8 protein-coding genes are annotated in these 19,871 nt (G+C 46.3%); 5 read left to right on the top strand and 3 right to left on the bottom strand.

What is annotated here, in order from left to right; all coding sequences use genetic code 11:
• Positions 1-12: 12 nt before the first annotated feature.
• The 5 genes from ACWNM1_RS21835 (at position 13) to ACWNM1_RS21815 (ending at position 12,628) form a co-directional block, all read left to right on the top strand.
• Positions 13-1,845 (top strand): glycoside hydrolase family 35 protein, encoded by a 1,833-nt coding sequence (locus ACWNM1_RS21835; protein ID WP_449602624.1) that lies wholly within the window; start codon positions 13-15, stop codon positions 1,843-1,845.
• 41 nt (positions 1,846-1,886) lie between these two features.
• The gene (locus tag ACWNM1_RS21830) at positions 1,887-9,854 is read left to right on the top strand and encodes a polysaccharide lyase family 8 super-sandwich domain-containing protein (RefSeq protein WP_449602623.1); all 7,968 of its coding nucleotides are present in this window, start codon (positions 1,887-1,889) and stop codon (positions 9,852-9,854) included.
• Positions 9,855-10,016: 162 nt separating this feature from the next.
• Positions 10,017-10,724, top strand: coding sequence for a DUF421 domain-containing protein (locus ACWNM1_RS21825; protein ID WP_449602622.1), 708 nt, complete (start codon positions 10,017-10,019; stop codon positions 10,722-10,724).
• Positions 10,725-10,831: 107 nt separating this feature from the next.
• Positions 10,832-12,328 carry an alpha-N-arabinofuranosidase gene (locus ACWNM1_RS21820; protein WP_449602621.1) on the top strand — a complete coding sequence of 499 codons (1,497 nt, stop codon included), beginning with the start codon at positions 10,832-10,834 and terminating at the stop codon, positions 12,326-12,328.
• A gap of 12 nt (positions 12,329-12,340) precedes the next feature.
• On the top strand, positions 12,341-12,628 hold the full coding sequence (locus ACWNM1_RS21815) for a hypothetical protein (protein WP_042186032.1): 288 nt from the start codon (positions 12,341-12,343) through the stop codon (positions 12,626-12,628).
• Positions 12,629-12,672: 44 nt separating this feature from the next.
• On the opposite strand, the gene ACWNM1_RS21810 is transcribed toward ACWNM1_RS21815, so the two are convergent.
• The 3 genes from ACWNM1_RS21810 to ACWNM1_RS21800 all read right to left on the bottom strand — a co-directional run.
• On the bottom strand, positions 12,673-13,587 hold the full coding sequence (locus ACWNM1_RS21810) for an ArsR/SmtB family transcription factor (protein ID WP_042186033.1): 915 nt from the start codon (positions 13,585-13,587) through the stop codon (positions 12,673-12,675).
• A 172-nt stretch (positions 13,588-13,759) separates the two neighbouring features.
• Positions 13,760-18,508 (bottom strand): LamG-like jellyroll fold domain-containing protein, encoded by a 4,749-nt coding sequence (locus ACWNM1_RS21805; RefSeq protein ID WP_449602620.1) that lies wholly within the window; start codon positions 18,506-18,508, stop codon positions 13,760-13,762.
• Positions 18,509-18,967: 459 nt separating this feature from the next.
• On the bottom strand, positions 18,968-19,871 hold a 904-nt coding region (locus tag ACWNM1_RS21800), incomplete at its 5' end, for an ArsR/SmtB family transcription factor (RefSeq protein ID WP_449602619.1).

Genomic DNA, 19,871 nt, shown 5'->3' with positions numbered 1-19,871 from the left:
AGGTTGTAGAGTATGAGCCTACTCACTTGGAACGACGGACACTATTTGCTGGACGGACAGCCTTACCGGATCGTGTCGGGAGCTATTCATTATTTTCGGGTTGTGCCTGAATACTGGAAAGACCGGCTACTGAAATTGAAAGCCTGCGGATTCAATACCGTGGAGACCTATATCGCCTGGAATATGCATGAACCCAAGGAAGGGGAGTTCGTATTTGATGGCATGGCCGATGTGGTCTCTTTTATTGAACTGGCCGGAGAGCTTGGGCTTCATGTTATTGTCAGACCGAGTCCATTCATCTGTGCGGAATGGGAATTCGGTGGTCTGCCGGCCTGGCTGCTGGCTTACAGTGAACTTCAGCTTCGCTGCTGTGATCCTCTTTATTTAAGCAAGGTTGACCGGTATTACGATGAGCTGATTCCTCGGCTGGTTCCGCTACTGTCCACACATGGCGGGCCGATTCTGGCCGTCCAGGTAGAGAATGAATATGGCAGCTATGGCAATGACAGTAGTTACCTGAGATATATGCGTAATGGACTCCTCAGTAGAGGGGTCGATGTATTGCTCTTTACCTCCGACGGACCAACCGATGAAATGTTGCTCGGCGGAACACTGGAAGATGTGCATGCTACAGTTAATTTTGGCTCCTGTGCAGAGGAATCCTTCCGCAAATACCGGGAGTACCGATCTGAAGAGCCGCTTATGGTGATGGAATATTGGAACGGCTGGTTCGATCATTGGATGAAGGATCATCATGTGCGCGATGCCGAAGATGTAGCTGGCGTTCTGGATGATATCCTGACGCACGGCTCCTCACTCAATATGTACATGTTCCACGGCGGGACCAATTTTGGCTTCTATAATGGGGCGAATCATATCGTCGCTTACGAGCCGACGACTACAAGCTATGATTATGATGCCCCGCTCACGGAATGGGGAGATACGACGGCGAAATTTGAAGCTGTTCGGTCGGTACTGGGCAAACATGGATTTGCACCGACTTGTCCGCTTCCTGAGCCGATTCCGAAGATCTCCTACGGGAAAGTTGCCTTAATGGAAAGAGCGGAACTATTCACAGCTTCCAATTTGGAGAAGTTATCCGAGCCGGTGAACAGTGTGTGTGTGCAGCCGATGGAAAAGCTCGGACAATCCTATGGTTTTATAATGTACAGCACTTATGTGCAGGGACCACGGTCCAGGCAGAAGCTTTACATCGAGGGTGTGCGTGATCGGGCGCAGGTTTTCCTGGATGGACAGGTACTTGGGGTCATTGAACGCTGGAATCCGCAGCCACTTGAACTTTCCATTCCTGCCGGTGGAGCGCAGCTGGATATTCTCGTCGAGAATATGGGTCGGATTAATTATGGACCGCTCATTCGTGATCCGAAAGGAATTCTGGACGGGGTTCGAATCGATAACCAGCTGCAATATAAATGGACGATCCGTACACTTCCGTTAGAACCGGGAACGCTGGCTTCTCTTGAGTACAAGGAGCAGACGGTGGAGAAGCAAGAAGCTGCGGCACTTTCGGGTTTGCCCGGATTCTACCGGGGCTGGTTTGAGGCGGAGGAAATTGGCGATACTTTTCTACGGTTCGATGGATGGAATAAAGGGGTTGCCTGGATCAACGGATTTAATCTGGGCCGCTACTGGAATGCAGGACCGCAAAGGGCCCTATATATCCCCGGCCCATTGCTGCGCAAAGGTCGTAATGAACTGGTTCTTTTGGAACTGCACGGCTGTGCGGAGACTTGCGAAATTGAGCTTGTAAATTGCCCTGATCTGGGAAGAACTTCGGCCGTCGACGATGCCGTGCTGAATTTTGTGCAGGAAGATAACTTGTAGACATTGCTAGCTTTAAACAATTCAAAGATTGGGGTGAACAAATGCGGAAATCAAGTCTGATTTTAGTGTTAGTTCTCATTGTTGATCTTTTTTCTTCATGCGTAGGAATTCAATACAACGCTGATGGTAAAGCCTCAGCGGCTGCGTCTAATCTCATACTTAACGGAAGCTTTGAAAATACAACGACAACCCTGGACTCGACCTGGACAGGGGTTACAGACGCTGCTCCGGTGGGCTGGAGCTTGTGGGTCCCTACAGGTAGCGGGAAAGGGACGAATAAAACAGCGAATATCAAGATTGATACTGGCACAGCGCATGAAGGAACCCGGTCCATGTTGTTCGATGCCTTTGCCACAAGCAGGATTTCCATCAATCAGGGGGTAACTTCGGTTATCCCCGGTAAATCCTACAGACTTAAAGTCTGGCTAAAGACGGACAATGTCACTGGGCAGGGAGCCTACTTTAGAACACAGTATTACAATACTGCTAAAGTGGGAGATGGACCTTCCTCTCCCAAAATAACAGGCACACATGACTGGAGTATGCAACAAGTACTTCTAACTATGCCGGCTAATGCGACGAAGCTTGTTATCGAACCTTTTTTGGAGACTGGAAAAGGAAAGCTATGGATTGATGATTTCGTGTTAGAGGAATATGCGGGTCTTACAGGAATTGGGCTAGACCGGACGGCCTTCTCTATGGTCAAAGGGGACACGGTTGCACTTCTGCCGACTTTATCTCCAATAACGGCGGCGGATAAAACGGTAGTGTGGACTTCGAGCAATCCAGAAGCTGCGACTGTGGATGCATTTGGCAATGTAACGGGTATGGGGATCGGAACTTCGACCATCAAGATTGCCACGCCGGATGGTAGCCTTGCAGCCGAATGTTTGGTTACTGTCGAAGCCTCCGACACGATACAGGCCTATGAAAAACTGAAACTGAAATGGTACGACCGATTAAGTGGTGGTCAATACGATGGGAGTGATCCTGATATAGCCGCCAGTATAAGCGCTCAGGCTGCGTTGGCTGCTGCACTTTGGGAGAGTATGGATAAATCCTCCGTCCGCACCTCCTTGTGGAGTGATACCGCAAGCACTACAGATTCGCAGTTTATTACAAGCGCTTACAATCGCTTGAAGATTATGGCATTGGCCTATTCTGTGGAGGGCTCGGAGCTTTACGGCAACAGCGCTTTGGTGAATGATATTGTAAGCGCAATCAATTGGATGTACACCAACCGTTACAATCCGAGCAAAAGCGCTTATGGGAACTGGTGGGACTGGGAGATCGGCACGCCGCAGGTTGTGAATGATCTTATGGTGCTCATGTATGATCATCTGACACCGCAGCAAATCAATCAGTATCTTGCGGCAATTGATGCCTTCTGTCCAGACCCAAAAGTAGGGTCGGTGCTTGGCGTTAAGGGCACGAAGATGACGGGAGCGAACCTGCTGGATAAAGCGCTTGTGGTCACGGTAAGAGGCGTGATTGGCAACAACAGTGCAAAGATCATTCAGGGCCGCGATTCCATTGGCTCCGAGTATGTGTACACAACCCATGGAGACGGTGTGTATAAGGATGGTTCCCTCGTTCAACATAACAATATCGCCTATACGGGAGGATATGGTTCCGTCTGGCTCAAAGGCACGGCGGATATGTCTTATCTGCTGACCGATTCTCCATGGCCAATAACGGACCCGAATGTTCTGAACATTTACGAATGGGTGGCTCAGACTTACGAGCCGGTGATCTACAATGGTCAATTTATGGACTCGGTCAATGGCAGAGGTATCTCAAGAAAAGGGAGCGGCAGCGCAAGGGGGCTAATTGTCACCCTGCTGCGGATGGCTGAAACTGCTCCGGAGAATATTTCAGTATCCATTAAGCAAGCGGCGAAAGAGTGGATCTCAGCGAATATGGCATCCGGCAATTATTATGATGGGTTGTCGCTTGCCGATATAACGATTGTGAAAAAGCTGATGAATGACGGGAAGATCGATCCAAGAGGAGCTCTGATTAAGAATCAGGTATTCGCTGGCATGGACCGGGTGGTTCATCTACGCGAAGGTTACGGCTTCGGTCTGAGCTTGTTCTCCAATCGCATCTCGGCGTTTGAGAAAGGGAACAACGAGAACCTGAAAGGTTGGTATACGGGGATTGGGATGACCTATTTATATGATCAGGATCTGACCCAATACCGCAATGACTTCTGGCCTACGGTTAATTCCTACCGCTTGTCTGGCACGACAACGGATGGATCGGGGCAGGGGATGGTCCCTGTGGAGTGGAAAAGTTACATGAATCCGAAAACCTGGGTGGGTGGATCGTCGCTGGAAGGCCTTTACGGTGCAGCAGGGATGGATTTCTCACTCTCCCAAGTGACTGGAAGCGATTTACAAGGCAAGAAATCCTGGTTTATGTTCGATGATGAGATTGTGGCGCTTGGTTCGGGAATCTCCAAAACAACTGCCGGCCCTAAATCTGTTGAGACGATTATTGATAACCGGATGCTGAACGAAGCGGGGAATAACGAACTTCTAATCAACGGAGTTGCAGAACCGTCACAGACCGGATGGTCAGCGACAGTGAAGAACGTTCAATGGGCCCATCTGGAGGGTAATATGCCGGGTTCTGACGTGGGCTACTATTTCCCTGAAGCTCCAGGTATTCTGGCTCAACGTGAAGCCAGAACCGGCAGTTGGAAAGAGATTAATGCCACTCAATCCGATGTTCCCATTACGCGCAACTATTTAAGCATGGCAGTTGAGCATGGAGATACGCCTACGAACGGCTCATACTCCTATGTCCTGTTGCCTAATCGTGACATTGCCAGTACTGAAGACTATAGTGGCAACCCGGATATCGAAGTGCTGCGCAATACAGAGGATGTGCATGCGGTCAGAGAGAAGAAGCTGGGCATAACCGCCGCTAATTTCTGGAATCCAGGAACGGTAGATTCCATCAAGGCGCTCAATCCGGCTTCCGTGATGATTCGGCAGATCGATCAGGAGCTTGTCGTTTCGGTGTCTGATCCTACACAGTCGCAAAATCTATTGTCCCTAGAACTGGATATACCGGGGTTGACACTGCTCAGCAAAGACAGCAAGACGGATGTGGTGCAAGCTTCGGGAAATACAGTTATAACGGTGGATGTGAAGAATTCTATAGGGGCAACGCATGTATTGAAATTTAATATTACTGAAGGAGAGACTCCAAAAGACGAATATGACGAGCTTCGTGGAAGATGGGTGGAATATTTGACCGGAGGGCAATCCTTCGACCCACATAATCCGGATATTGCCAAGTCCATAAAGACTTTATCCGATAAGATCAGCAATCAGGAGCAAACTGGATTTTGGGATACGATGAACAAGCAAATGAACCGTACTTATTTATGGAGTGATAAGCCGGGCAGCACAGCAGATGCTTTTGATACGGCAGCCTCATATAATCGGTTGAAGGATATGGCTATTGCCTTTTCGACAACAGGCTCACCATTGTATGAGAATATGCAGCTGAAATCAGATATTCTGGACGGTTTAGATTTCCTATATGCGAATTGGTATAACGAAACCAAACTGGAGAAAGGCAATTGGTTCGAGTGGGAGATCGGCATTCCGCTGGCATTGGGGGATACGATGGCCTTGATGTTCGAGTATTTGTCAGCCGATCAGATTAACAAATATACCAAAGCCATTGATAAGTTCTGTCCGGACCCAACCAAACGGACCAACCAACCCTCGTTGATGGAAACCGGCGCGAATCGGTTGGATAAAGCACTGGCAGTAGTTCTGAGAGGCATTCACAATCGTGACAGCGGGAAGATCAAACAGGGACGGGATGCCGTTAGCCAGGTATTGCCTTATGTAACCCGCGGAGATGGATTCTATGAGGACGGCTCCTTTATCCAGCATAATAATATTGCATATACCGGTAGTTACGGGGCTGTATTACTTGGCGATATGATGAAGATGATGACCTTATTGACAGGGTCTTCTTGGCCGCTGACTGATGCCAATCTGAAGAATGTATATAACTGGGTAACGGATTCTTATGAACCTCTTGTCTACAGAAAACTAATGATGGATATGGTGTTCGGCAGATCGATAGCCCGGGGGAACAGACAACTCGTGCCTTGGTCGCATATTCTTCGGTTGGCTTCCTCCGCGCCACCGGAGCAAGCGGCCCGGTTTAAATCGATGGTGAAGTATTGGTTCGAAGCCGATACAGCATTGGACAGTTATTACGAAGGTCTAAGGGTTGCGGATATTGTTTTGCTCCAGACGCTTATGAATGATCCAGAGGTGCAGCCATCGGGAGACCTTACTGTGCACAAGCAGTTTGCAGCTATGGACCGAATTGTCCATCACCGGCCTGGATATGCTTTTGGAATCAGCATGTCTTCGGCCCGAATTGCCAACTATGAAGGCGGGACGGAGAACCTGAAGGGTTGGTATACGGGTGAAGGCATGACCTATCTGTATAATCAGGATCTGAATCAATATGCTGATGCATTCTGGCCGACTGTAAATGCTTACCGTCTGCCAGGAGTTACATCGGATGGGGCAACGCGTGGTGCAGCCAAGACTACATCAAAAACATGGGTAGGAGGATCCTCCATAGACGGACTTTACGGAGCGGCCGGCATGGATCTGGATCCGGATAACAGCACATTGTCCGGTAAAAAGTCCTGGTTCATGTTCGACGATGAAATCGTAGCGCTTGGGGCAGGTATTACAAGCACGGATAGCCGCAAGGTGGAGACAATTGTAGATAACCGCAAGCTCAAGGAGAGCGGTGACAATGTACTTACAATCAACGGTGAGGTTAAGCCTTCTGCGCTGGGTTGGTCTGAGTCGATGAATCAGGTGCATTGGGCACATCTGGAAGGAAATATTCCCGGCTCGGGGATCGGTTATTATTTCCCTGATGCACCAACGATAGACGGTTTGCGGGAGGCCCGGACTGGCGCTTGGAAGGATATTAATCAAGGGGGATCAACGGAGCCGATCACTAGAAATTATACCAGCCTGTCGATTGCTCAGGGAACGAAGCCTGTGGATCAATCGTATTCGTACGTGCTGCTACCGAACCAGGATGAAGCAGCGACAGCGCGTTATAGCAGCAATCCCGACATCGAAATTATTGCCAATACGGATAGTGTTCAAGCCGTAAAGGAACAGAAGCTGGGACTTACGGCTATGAACTTCTGGGTTCCGGGAATAATCGAATCCGTGCGTGCTAATAATCCAGCTTCCGTCATCATCAAGGAGTCTGGAGATGAATTGACGATAGCTATTTCGGACCCGACCCAATCCCAATCTGTAGTGAAATTGGATGTCGGTAAAGCCGCGCTGGAAGAACTAATGAAAGATCCAACCGTGACCGTAATGCAACTCTCACCGAGGATCGAACTCGCAATCGATACAAGTGGCTCCAAAGGGAAAAGCCATGTTGTCAAGTTTAGAATTGATCCGAATGCCGAACCTTCCGAGCCTTCCGATACGGAACCAGACGAGGAGGCAAAAACGAAGCTGTATGTTTCTGAAGATGCGTATGTCAATGGGGGATCGAAAGCTGCAGTCAATTATAGCTCGGTCAATTACTTGCAAATCAGAAATGGCAGCGGGGACACAGACAGAAGGGCTTATCTGAAATTCGATCTAAGTTCATTTGTCGGCGAAGTCGGTTCTGTAAAGCTGAATGTGTTCGGAAAGACGAATGACGGGGCAGGCACTTTGTCCGATATTGGTGTATTTGGAGTCCAGGATGATTCTTGGACAGAGGCAACGCTGAATTACAACAATGCTCCAACAATCGGTACTCAGGCAGCGCTTCAGACCTTTTCTGGACCGGAGCAGTGGAGGCAGTTCGATATCACCTCATGGGTTGGTTCGGAGTTCCCTTCCGATCCGGTGATAAGCTTGGCACTTAGGCAGGTAGGTTATAATCTTGCCACAGACATAAGAAGCCGCAAGAATGAGAATGGCAAATATACCGCGTATCTGGAGATTCTGCCGAAAGATACAACACCTCCTGTCACGAAGGCGACTGTACTTGGAGAAACAGGAGAAGGGGGCGCATTTAAGGGCAAAGTTAATATCACTTTTGATGTTACCGACCAATCCAATGGGGGGGCTGTTGGCTGGGGAGTCAAGCGGACGGAATACCGGCTCAACGGAGGTGCATGGAATACGGTTACTCAGAGCGTATATATTGAGAACTCCGGAACCTTCAGCATCGATTATCGTTCGGTGGATAAGGCTGGCAATGTAGAGCCGTTCCGGCAGCTTCAGGTGACGGTTCTGGAGCCTACAGAAAGAGTCTCGACGGCAATCAGCGGTCCGGCAATCCTGACTGTCGGGGAGACCGGAACGGCGGTTACTTCGGTTGTGTACAGCGATGGCAGCCGTTATATAGTAACCGAAGGCATAATCTATGAGAGCAGCGATACTAACGTCGCGAGTATAGGCAAAGATGGCCATATTGAAGCAAAAGGCCCGGGTGTTTCGGTTATTTCATCCGTTTATGACAGCATGACCGCTTCCTATTCATTAAAGGTGGATGAACAACTTCCGGAGCTTCTCTCCATTTCGTTAAGCGGTCCGACATCCTTGGAAACAGGGCAGAGTGGTAAGGTGGTCACAACAGCAGTATATAGTGATGATAGCCGCCATACGGTAACCGAGGGTGTGATCTACGAGAGCAGTAACAGGAAGGTAGCCATAGTAACGGCAACAGGGCAGCTGCAAGCACTCGATCCGGGCATGACTGTGATTACTGCAAGTTACGGAGGACAGCAGAGCAGTCTGACGCTTCAGATTCTACAAGCGGAAGACAATACTTCAACTGTTCCGAGTCCGCAACCACAAGTACCTTCCGTACCGGAGGAAACGGCGGGACGACTGCAACTAAATGCAGCCTCGTTGAACGATCTTTCGGCAGCAATTGTCTACAAGGGTAAATTGAGAATGCTAGTATTACCGGGGATGGCAGCAGACATGCTGAACCAGAAGCCGCTTCGGGTAGAGGCTTCTAACATCAATGTGACCCTTCCGGCAGCGGTGCTTCAACAATTGCAGGCTTTGGTTCCTGCGGAGCAATTGGCCGGTAGCCAAATCCTTCTGGAGGCTTCCGAGGTAAATGGGGGAGCGAAGCAAAGAATACTAGCTAACGCGGAGCGGCAAACTGGTGCAGCATTGAACCAGGCAGGGGAGTTCCTTCTCTTTAACCTGTATATTGTCGCTGGTGACGGTACAAGAAGCATACTTCACCAATTTGTTGAGCCCGTTACATTGGAGCTTAACATTTACCCAGAGGCAAAAAGGAATTTGCTCGGTGGCTATTATTTGCCGGAGTCCGGAAATATGGAGTATGCAGGCGGTTCCTGGCTGAAGGGCAAGGTGGCTCTGCACACCGAACACTTAGGCACATATGCCGTACTGGAATATAACAAATCGTATGACGATATTCCTTCTGGACATTGGGCGGCGGCGGTTGTGCAAGAGCTGTCGGCCAAACATCTGATTCAAGGCGTCGGACCTCAGAATTTCGAGCCGAACCGATCAGTGACCCGTGCCGAATTTACAGCTATGCTGGTCCGCTTGCTAGGACTTAAAGCGAAAGGATCTACAGCATTTGCGGATGTATCTGCGGATCAGTGGTATGCGGAGGAAGTGGCGCGGGCTGTAGAGGCGGGGATAGTCCATGGGGTGAGTGAGACTCGCTTCGCCCCAAAAGCTCTTATTTCCCGCCAAGAAATGGCGGTCATGGTGATGCGAGCGTACGATTATGTCAGCGGGAGAAAGGTGGAGCCCAAGCCTGTAATCCAATTCGGTGACTTGCGTGCGGCTGCCTCATGGGCCCGTGAATCGATCATTGATGCCCAAGCCCTTGGACTTATCCAGGGTCGAAGTGAACAGCAATTCGCTCCGGGAGGCTCAGCAACTCGAGCTGAGAGTGCAATGGTTCTACACAATCTTTTAGCAATTAAGACTGAAAAGTAAGAATTTGAAGCTAGGGCTTTGGGACGGTTCAGTAGAACCATTCCAGAGCCCTTTTAGCATTTAGAGAAATCGGCGGGTTTGGATGGGCAGAGCTTTTGTTGAGGTTTCATTTCTACTCGGTTTGTGAATAATGGAGGATTAAATAGGAAGGGAGCATTAGAGATGCAAGAATATATGGATATAGTGCTACGGGCCGTTGTTGCTATGATCATGCTCTTATTGACCGCTAAAGTATTGGGCAAACAGACCATTTCTAATCTGACATTCCACGATTTCGTGACAGGGATTATATTAGGATCGATTGCATCGAATTTAGCGTTTAATAAAGACCTGAAATCTTCGTATATGATCGTGGCTCTTCTAGTTGTTGTAGCCGTGTCCTTTTTATTTTCTGTTCTCGCTTTAAAGAATCGTAAAATGAGAAGCTGGATCTCAGGATCACCTACGGTACTTATCGAAAACGGGAAAATTCTTGAAGGGAATATGAAAAAGGTAAGGTATTCGCTAGACTCCTTGGATCAGGCACTGAGGGAAAAAGAAATTTTTAATCTAGAGGTAGTAGAGTATGCCGTATTAGAAGATAACGGAATGGTATCCGTCTTAAAGAAACAAGAGTATCAATATGTTACTCGAAAAGATTTGAAGCTTCTTTCGGTTCCTCAGAGCTTTCCCGTTGAGTTAATTATGGATGGCGTCCTCATTGAAGAGAATCTTGAGAATAATGGACTGACCAGAGAATGGCTGGAGAACGAATTAAGACGGAAGGGGAAACGGATCTCCGACGTATTTTACGGGGTAAGAGGAACGCAGCGGCAGCTCGTTTTTGATTATTATGAAGATGGGATAAACAAACCGATTGATAAAGAATAGATTCATTCATATTGGAGATTGACGGATCGCTGAGGACCGCTCTATAATATTTGTATAATTATTAATTAGTTAATAAAAATATAAATGTTGAAGGGCGGAGTTTATTCATGGCAGATCGCGCAATCCTTAACACAGACATTCGCAAAGGTATGATAAACAAAAATATTTATGGACACTTCTCTGAGCATCTAGGACGTTGTATTTATGAAGGCATTTGGGTCGGAGAAGATTCACCGATTCCTAACACTAACGGTATTCGTAATGATGTTGTGAAAGCGCTTAAAGAAATACAAATTCCAGTACTTCGCTGGCCGGGTGGTTGTTTTGCAGATGAATATCATTGGAAAGATGGTATTGGTGATCGCGAAGCTCGTAAACGTATGATCAATACGCATTGGGGCGGCACGGTTGAGAACAACCATTTTGGTACACATGAATTTATGGAATTATGTGAGATGCTGGAATGTGAACCTTATATCAATGGTAATGTGGGAAGTGGTACGGTTCAAGAGATGTCCGAATGGGTAGAGTATTTAACCTTTGGCGGTGTCTCACCGATGTCTGAGCTTCGCCAGCAGAACGGTCATCAAGAGCCTTGGGCTGTCACTTATTTTGGCGTTGGTAATGAGAATTGGGGCTGCGGCGGGAATATGCGTCCAGAATATTATGCAGATCTTTATCGCCAATATCAGACGTATGTACGTAATTACGGGGAGAATCGTATTCATCGGATCGCTTGTGGTCCTAACGTGGATGATTATCACTGGATGGAAGTTCTTATGCGTGAAGCTACACGCTTTATGGACTCGATTACCCTTCATTATTATACGATTCCTGGTCCAGCATGGGAGAATAAAGGGGCAGCAACAGGCTTTGAAACTAGTGAATGGTTTAGCACTTTAGAGAAGGCCCTTCGCATGGATGAGCTGATTACTAAACATGGCGTTATTATGGACAAATATGACCCAGAAAAAAGAGTAGGCCTTATCGTTGACGAATGGGGAACTTGGTATGATGTTGAGCCGGGTACGAATCCAGGATTCCTATATCAACAAAATACAATTCGGGATGCCCTTGTAGCTGGCGTAACACTGAATATTTTCCATAAACACAGTGACCGGGTACGGATGGCAAATATTGCGCAGACCATTAACGTGCTTCAAGCAGTGATTTTAACCGAAGGAGAACAAATGCTGCTAACGCCTACCTATCATGTATTCAATATGTTTAAAGTCCATCAGGATGCTGAGTTGTTGGATTTAACAATCGATAGTGGGACTTACAGCTTTGAAGGCCGCGAGATTCCTGAAGTATCTGCTTCAGCTTCCGTAACAGACGCTGGGATCATTCATGTCAGTTTTTGCAACTTGAATCACGCTGCATCAGCTACTGTACCCCTCGAGCTGCGTGGCCTTTCCGGGCAGAAGGTTGAAGTGACAGGCACTACGCTCACAGGTAACAAGATAGATGCTCATAATACATTTAGTCAGCCAGATGCTGTCGTACCGCAAGCTTTTACAGCCTTTACACTTGAAGGTGATCTTCTTAATGTAGAGCTGGCTCCAATGTCAGTAACTGTGCTGGAGATTACGCCGAAGGCATAAGGTGGTGTTATCATGTCAACAACATCTGCATGCAAGGGGTGTCGCGACGATTATAAGGTTACCGATGCACAGATAGAGCGAATCTTGTCATCATCCATGTTTAAGACAGAGCTTTGTGTTCCAGATGAGGTTTATGCTGAACGGATTTCGCTTTGCGGGACTTGTCCTAAGCTGCATGAGAGTGTGACTTGCGTAGCTTGTGGATGCATTATTCCTGTTGTAGCTAAGCTTAAGGAACGTGGCTGTCCACTGCCTGGTGGCGGATTATGGGGACCCTTCATTGAACATGAAATAAGGTAAAATAAGAGCCGCATTCGACTCTCCGATGGGAGATGAATGCGGCTTTATTCATGGGTATCTGTGTAGAACAGCTCAACGATTAGATCATCATTATAGTTGCCAAAGCCTTTGCCAAAAAGGGTAATGCCGCCAATATGCTCGGCCTCTTCATCGACGGAAAGCTTGAAAGTCCATTGCTTGTTGCGAATGTTCACTTGATCCAGCGTAACGTCGGACAGTTTCAGGCCGTCCATAAACGTGCCTTTAGATGTAATGCGCAGCTGCTTAAGGAGGCCGTATTGATTCGTGAGTGCTGGCCACCAAGCTGGCGTGTATTTACCACGTCTATCTCCGTAGTCACCCGGACTTGTCCAGAATCCAAGCTGTACTCCGTTCAGTGTGAAAGTGATATCGGAGGGCCAATTATTATTAATGGAAGGCGCTTCGGAGGCAATCTCCATCGTAATGATTAGCTCCTCGGGCTGTTGACTGGAGAGAAGGAAGTTAGGGATTTTATATTCGATATATCCTTTGCCGAACCAGAGAATACCAGCATTCATACGCTCGAGATCCCAGAAATAACGGGGATCATCAAAGCTGCCAATCACTTGCTCTGTAGTGGCAAGACCGCAGGTAGGCTCGATCATGAAGTCGGAATAATGCCCAACAGGAATCTCCTTGCGGTAGCTTTTGCGCTCATTAATTTGTCTGCCTGGAAAGGTGATCTCGGCACTTTCAGCAGCCAGCGTACAGATCTTTTGCAGACCACTTCGTCCAGGTGCCATATGTGTCTGGATAAGTCCTGCAGCTTCTAGCTTACGCACATGCATTGTCATAATGGCGCTGCTCAAATTTACCGCTGCGGCCAATTCCTTGACATTCATTGGGTTCTCGGCAAGCAAGCGCAGCAGGTGCAGACGAACTGAACTGGCTAAAGCTTCGTAGACGGGAAGAGATTCTTCCGACAGGTCAAGTTTCATAGATGGCCTCCAATTTAGTTCAAGACGTATAGTTAATGATTATATTATTTAAATGCTTGTTTTACAATACGAAGGTGAGAAATTTTCTGGACGCTCATTCACTTTGATCGCGTGATTTAAGATAAAAAGAACGGAGCCTGAGGCTCCGCTCTCTTTCCAAATTATGATTCTCTTAATTTACATTTGAGTTATATTCGGTCAGTATTTCGTCTGATTTGAGTGCTCTGCTGTAAATCTTCAGTTCATCAATCATTCCCTTATAAGGTACGTCCCAATAGTTTACGCCAAGAGCGAACACACCATTCTTGTTCTTAAACACATTCGGGAAGCCCTCACCGGAGAATTGCTCAACTCCATCGAGGTATACCTTCACGGTACCGTTGTTGACCGTAAATGCTACATGCGTCCATTTATTCTCTGGAATCTTCATAGCGGAAATAGCATCATACCATGCCTCGCCAGACCATAGCAGTGTTTTACCTCCACCGTTCTGTGGAACGAAGCTAATCCAGTTGTTGATCGAAGCAGCACCGAAGAAAGTTGTCGTTGCATCAGTAAGCTGCTCAGGATTTAACCACATAGATACGGTATAGGTATTGCTGTCAATTAATCCATTAGGTAACCGGATCCCGGAAACACCGTCAAATACTGCTGCTTGATTAGTGATACCGTTACCGTAAGTGATATTACCTACAGTTGGAGCCTCGATTTTTATTCCCGTAACCTGGCCAGTACCGACCAATTGGAGGGAGTCATCAAGGTTTCCATCAAAAGCATAATAGGCTACTTTTCCATCCGTAACGTCTACCTTATAGTCTGCTGAGACTCCACTGCCATCAGTCGCAGTGGCTGTAATCACTGCTTCTCCACCTACCGTTAGTGCTGTTACGGTTCCGGTTGTAGCATCAACTGAAATGGCGCTAGGATCACTAGAACTCCAAGTAAGTTTCTTATTTCCTGCATTGGTAGGCAGTACTTTTACTTGAGGGGTAAAGGTATTCCCCACAGCCACATCCATTTCAGCATCACGAATGGTTATCGTACTTACTTTAACATTGCTGTCAGGCTCACCGTTTACCAGCAAGTCTACAGCTTCAGCGGAAAGTGCACTTTCGTAGATACGCAGGTTATCAATCAAACCTTTGTAAGGGATATCCCAGTAGTTTACACCCAGTGCGAATACTGCATCTGCGCTGTCAAATACATCCGTAAATTCTTTTCCAGTGTACTTCAATACTCCGTTTACATAGAGCTTCACAGTCCCGGCATCGTAAGTGAAAGCTATATGCGACCATTGGTTAACTGGAATCTGCATGCCTGCTTCTGCATCGTGGAAGGTTTGGCTACCAAACCACATCCGGGTAGTAGCTCCACCGTTTCCATAAGGCAAGAGACTAATCCAATTCGTATCTGTTGTAGCACCAAAGAAGGCTGTAGTGAATGGAGTCAGTTCTTGTGGGTTAAGCCACATGCCTACTGTGTAGGTGTTGCCTTTAATCAAACCATTTGGTAGGCGAATACCGGAGCTACCGTCGAATTTAGCTGCAAGACCAACTTCACCTGTCTCATAGGTGATGTTCCCACCAGTATTGTTAATCCGATTGCCGGTAATTGTACCCTTATCAGTACGATCTCCGTTCTCTGAAAGATCTCCTTCAAAATCATAAGCTGCCACCAAACCGTCTTCCAGTATATTTCCAGTCAGTTCCATTACAACGATAGTAAAGGTCTTAGTTGCAGTAGACTCACCCAATGCAATCGTAGCAGTAAGTTCAATCGTTGCGTTTCCGAGTCCTTTTTCAGGACGAACAACTGAACCATCGTTTCCTACTACGGCTTCATTGGAAGACGACCACGTAATGACTGTTCCTCTTACGGCCTCAGTTGGGAGCGTAAGATCTTTGTATACTTTACTTGTATTGCCCAAGCTTAAACTATCTTTAACATTGGATACAATTTGATCTGTGCTCAGCAGTTCAATTTGGCTGCCCCAGACGGTAACACCCTTATTGGACATGGCTGTGAAAGTCATAACATTGCTCTGACGAGTGGAATCCCATTGTTTTACGAATACACCTTTGTAGAGATTTTGTACAGTAGCTCCGTTTTCTATTTCATTGATGAGCAGGTCGGCGTAATACTCTCCTTTTAGCTCCCAAGAGCCGGTTACGGACCCTGTAATGGTTCCATCACTTCGCAGTTCGATAGCTGTTGTGGATTTTATTTTAGCAGAAGTATCTTTCCCGTGATTCACGAACTGGTAAGCTCCAATAACATCTTCATGCATAACAACTGCGATAGTTTCACCAGTGTAACGATGAGGAGAAGTGAGCGGCCATCCATCTTCGTTGGTGAACATTTGATGCACACGAAGCTCATGTGTTTCACCACGCTGCGGGAACCGAGTGTGGAAAAAGTTGAATATTTTACCCGTCTCTTCATCATAATTCACTGAATTATGGCCTGATGCAACATAACCGTAAGTTTGGAAGTCTGGGTCACTATTCACGTTCGTGAACATGAAGTTACCAAGAACTTTGTTGCCAATGGCTGAATGGTCATTGCTCGTTGCCAGCACTGCACTTTGTCCGGCAGCATCCACATAAGGACCATCCGGATTCGTTGAACGGAACTGACGCATATTGTAACCACCGTCGGACGCTAGTCCTCCATAAGTTACATATAAGAAGTAGTAATCTGTATTCTTGTCGTAAACGATATACGGACCTTCGCCCGATTTGGTCATACCGCCAGAAATATGGGTACCGAAATACCGGTCGATTAGACGTCCATCAGCGGTCGTTCCGTCTTTACCTGGATATTTAGGCTCGCCGGTAGCTGGATCGATTTCTAGAATAAATATACCGCCTGACCATGATCCATAAGTCATCCACAGCTTGCCGTCTTTATCGTAGAATAACGTCGGGTCAATTGCGTTTGTATACGTTTTGTTCTTATATGAACCGCCTGCGTCAAACCAATCTGGGTTGGCATCTTCTAATGTTCCGTTATCAATAAGCTTTTGAATATTTGTGTTTGTCCATTTTTTATTAATTTTGCTGTTAGTATCATAATCTTCTTCCTTGGTGAAGCCGGAATAAATTACGGTATTTCCATAGGTATAAGGACCTTCAATATTTTGCGAAGTGGCAAAGCCAATCGCTGAGCGGATGTAAGTGGAAGAAGCACTATAATACATCATATAAGCGCCAGTGGTGCCGTCCATATTCTCATAATTCTCATTCCAGAAAACGTCTGGAGCCCATATGGAGAATCCGCCTTTACTGTCAGAATCGTTCTCTCCAGCCCATTTAAAGGATTCTGCCAGATTCGCGGAAAGATCACCAAAGAGTACGTTGCCTGGTGTTGTATAACCATTTGTGAAACGAGTCCAGTTCAGCAGATCATCCGATTTCGCCGCATCGATATGAGACCCGAATACATAATACGTTCCTTTGTCTACAGCTACTGACGGATCATGTACAGAAACATTGGTGAGTGCTGGCGCCGTTGCTGACGGACCCGGCGTAGCAGTGGGAGTCGCTGTAGCTGTAGGAATCGGGGTAGTAGTAGGTGTAGCAACAGCGCTGCCGTCTGATCCACCAGAACCTGAACTACCAGAACCAGACGTTGCCGTAGGTGTTGGAGTAGGTGTTTCAAATTTGATTTGGTTACTGTATTTACTGTCAAAGCCAACCTTCCCAGTGCCTTGGATAGTAATCATGTCGTTTATACCAAGGATAAGATTCTTGATTGCTGCATCAGTATCTATACGCAGCTTGGCTAATTGGTTCAATGTAACTTCAGTAATGTTGCCTGCAGTTAGATGTAGTGTAGGCACTCCTAACGCTCGTACCTCAGCAGAATCAAAGTTTCCTCTCAGCCTGATGATTGAATCGTTCGGGAGCGTATTCTCTATAACGACCCGGCCGAAGCCTGCTCCCGTCAAAGTAGTATCTTCCTCAAGCATTACACCGGAATGTACACGTACACTTGGTACGGCACTCGTTCCTTTAGTAACGACACGGAGTTTCCCATTACGCTTATCTACAACCATGTCACCTGCATTAGAGTTACTAAGTACGATACTATTTTCGCCGCCGCCGGTTACGAATATGGTTCCTTTAACAGTGACGTTATTCAGCGTGATATCACCTTCTGCAATACCTTCGGTAAGGTACAGGTTTCCGGAGATAGTGGAGTTGTTCAACTCAACACCCGGGTTACTAATTACCATATTCTGAGTGGTAATCCCCGTATAACTCCCGCTCTTAGAAGTGATTTCCCCAGCCAACTTCTCAATCATACGCAGTGCTTCCGCTCTTGTTACGGCTTTTGCGCCTTTAAAGCTGCCATCACTATAACCATTCAAATAACCTTCACCAAATAAAGATAATACAGCTTCTTGGCTCCATGAGGGTAAATCTTCAACATCTTTTGGTGCAGAAGTATTTGCAGAAGAATTGAGCTGGAATAGTCTGTGCAGCATAACCGCGGCTTCTTGACGACTTACTACCTGTGTTGGTCGGAAGGTGCCATCGCTATATCCTGATACATATCCTGCAGCCGAAGCTTTCTGGATATCGCTGTAATAAGCACCTGACTCCAGTACATCCGTGAAGGCAATTTCTGATTTTTCCTGCAAATTAAAGACGCGATTGATCAATGTGACCCATTCCGCGCGGGTGATCTCTTGATTCGGTTTGTAAATTCCATTTCCATAGCCTGAAATCAAGCCCTTATCCACCCAGGATTGAAAATCTTTCTGTGCCCAGTGGCCCGAATAATCGACAGCCTGTTGTTGCGTGGATGGTGGGATTGTTTTGGAATCGCTTGCAGAAGCTGTTGAAATGAATGGTGCAGGTACTAGCAGCGTGAGTGCAAGAAGTGAAGCGGTTAGCTTACGAGTTGTTTTCCTCAAATTCATGATCCTCCGATTCTATTGATTAGAGATTGCGGCGGTACGAAAAATGTAAAACGCTTACAATAGAACTACTAAAAAAACGTTTTTCACAAATCAAAATGGATTTGTTTTATATTTATACAAACCATATCGTGGAAAACGTTTTATGTTGATCTCATTTTAAGCATGATGTTAGCATATAGTCAAATAGAAATTTATAAAACAATGAATCTATTTATATTTTTATTAACAAAAGGTAGTTGGGTTTGGATAGCGTATGAAAAGTACTGCAGATTACTACTGGAGCTGTGTAAAGTGAAAGAAGGTGGGAGATGTGGGCGATAAAGAGATGGATAGGGGGAAGTGATAACTGGTTCATATCAGAGTACAGATAGGGGGGCTAAGGAAGTATAATACGAATTTGTTGTTCGCCCCCATGAAAGAACCAACCTTGATACATGTGCATTCTAGAAGATTTTAAAGGTAATACATTTTGAACATGATATCTTGATCATGATTTCCGAATTTTTTTCCGAAAATTGTCGCGCCTCCGACGTGTTTTGCATCTTCCTTCACTTCGATCCGGAAAGTCCATCTGTCACAGGTCGTATCTAAATCCTCAATCGAAACGGAAGACATGGGGTCACCGTCAATGTATGTGCCATTGTGATTAGTAATTCTAATCGTTTTTAGTAATCCATACTGGTTAATATTGTGCGGCCACCATTCAGGTGTGAATTTACCTCTTGCATCAGCAAAATCCCCTGGGCTTGTCCAAGTACCTAATTCCAAGCCATTCAATGAAAAGGTGATGTCTGAAGGCCATACGTCATTGGCAAATGGAAATTCGGAAGAAAGCTCTAAGCTAATTTCAAATTGCTGTAAGGTTTCATCTTTTTTTAGAAAATTGGCAATGTTGTATTGAACATAACCTTGGGTAAACCATAGAATCTCTGCATCGACTCTTTTAGAATCCATGAAATACTTAGGTTCGTCTACTCTGCCGATAAACTCTTTCTCTGTGGCAAGTCCGCATGTAGGCTTCAGATCATAATCCGTATAATGACCAATCGGCACCGATGTCTCATAAGAGGCAAAAGAATGAAAGATTTTTTTAGGGAAGTTAATCTCAATATGGTCGACTCTAAGAATTGAGATTTTTTGCATTCCGGATTTACCAGGAACTTTTTCTGTTTTTATGATTCCTGCATCTTCTAACTTTTTAATGTGTTTTGTTACGATGGGACTGCTTATTTTAAGTTCTTCTGCCAAATCTTTGATGTTCATCTTATTTTTGGAGAGTAACTGAATGATTTTTATTCGTACTTCACTTGCCAAGGCTTCATAAACAACGAGAGAGGACTTGTCTATTTCCAATTGC

Source organism: Paenibacillus sp. Marseille-Q9583 (assembly GCF_976954365.1).
The sequence above is the reverse complement of the archived record's forward strand: the minus strand, read 5'-3'. Positions and strand labels throughout refer to the sequence as shown.

Bases quoted from the DNA above. Each gene is read 5' to 3' on its own strand.
- ACWNM1_RS21835 (WP_449602624.1), top strand. From the start codon at position 13: ATGAGCCTACTCACTTGGAACGACGGACACTATTTGCTGGACGGACAG.
- ACWNM1_RS21830 (WP_449602623.1), top strand. From the start codon at position 1,887: ATGCGGAAATCAAGTCTGATTTTAGTGTTAGTTCTCATTGTTGATCTT.
- ACWNM1_RS21825 (WP_449602622.1), top strand. From the start codon at position 10,017: ATGCAAGAATATATGGATATAGTGCTACGGGCCGTTGTTGCTATGATC.
- ACWNM1_RS21820 (WP_449602621.1), top strand. From the start codon at position 10,832: ATGGCAGATCGCGCAATCCTTAACACAGACATTCGCAAAGGTATGATA.
- ACWNM1_RS21815 (WP_042186032.1), top strand. From the start codon at position 12,341: ATGTCAACAACATCTGCATGCAAGGGGTGTCGCGACGATTATAAGGTT.
- ACWNM1_RS21810 (WP_042186033.1), bottom strand. From the start codon at position 13,587: ATGAAACTTGACCTGTCGGAAGAATCTCTTCCCGTCTACGAAGCTTTA.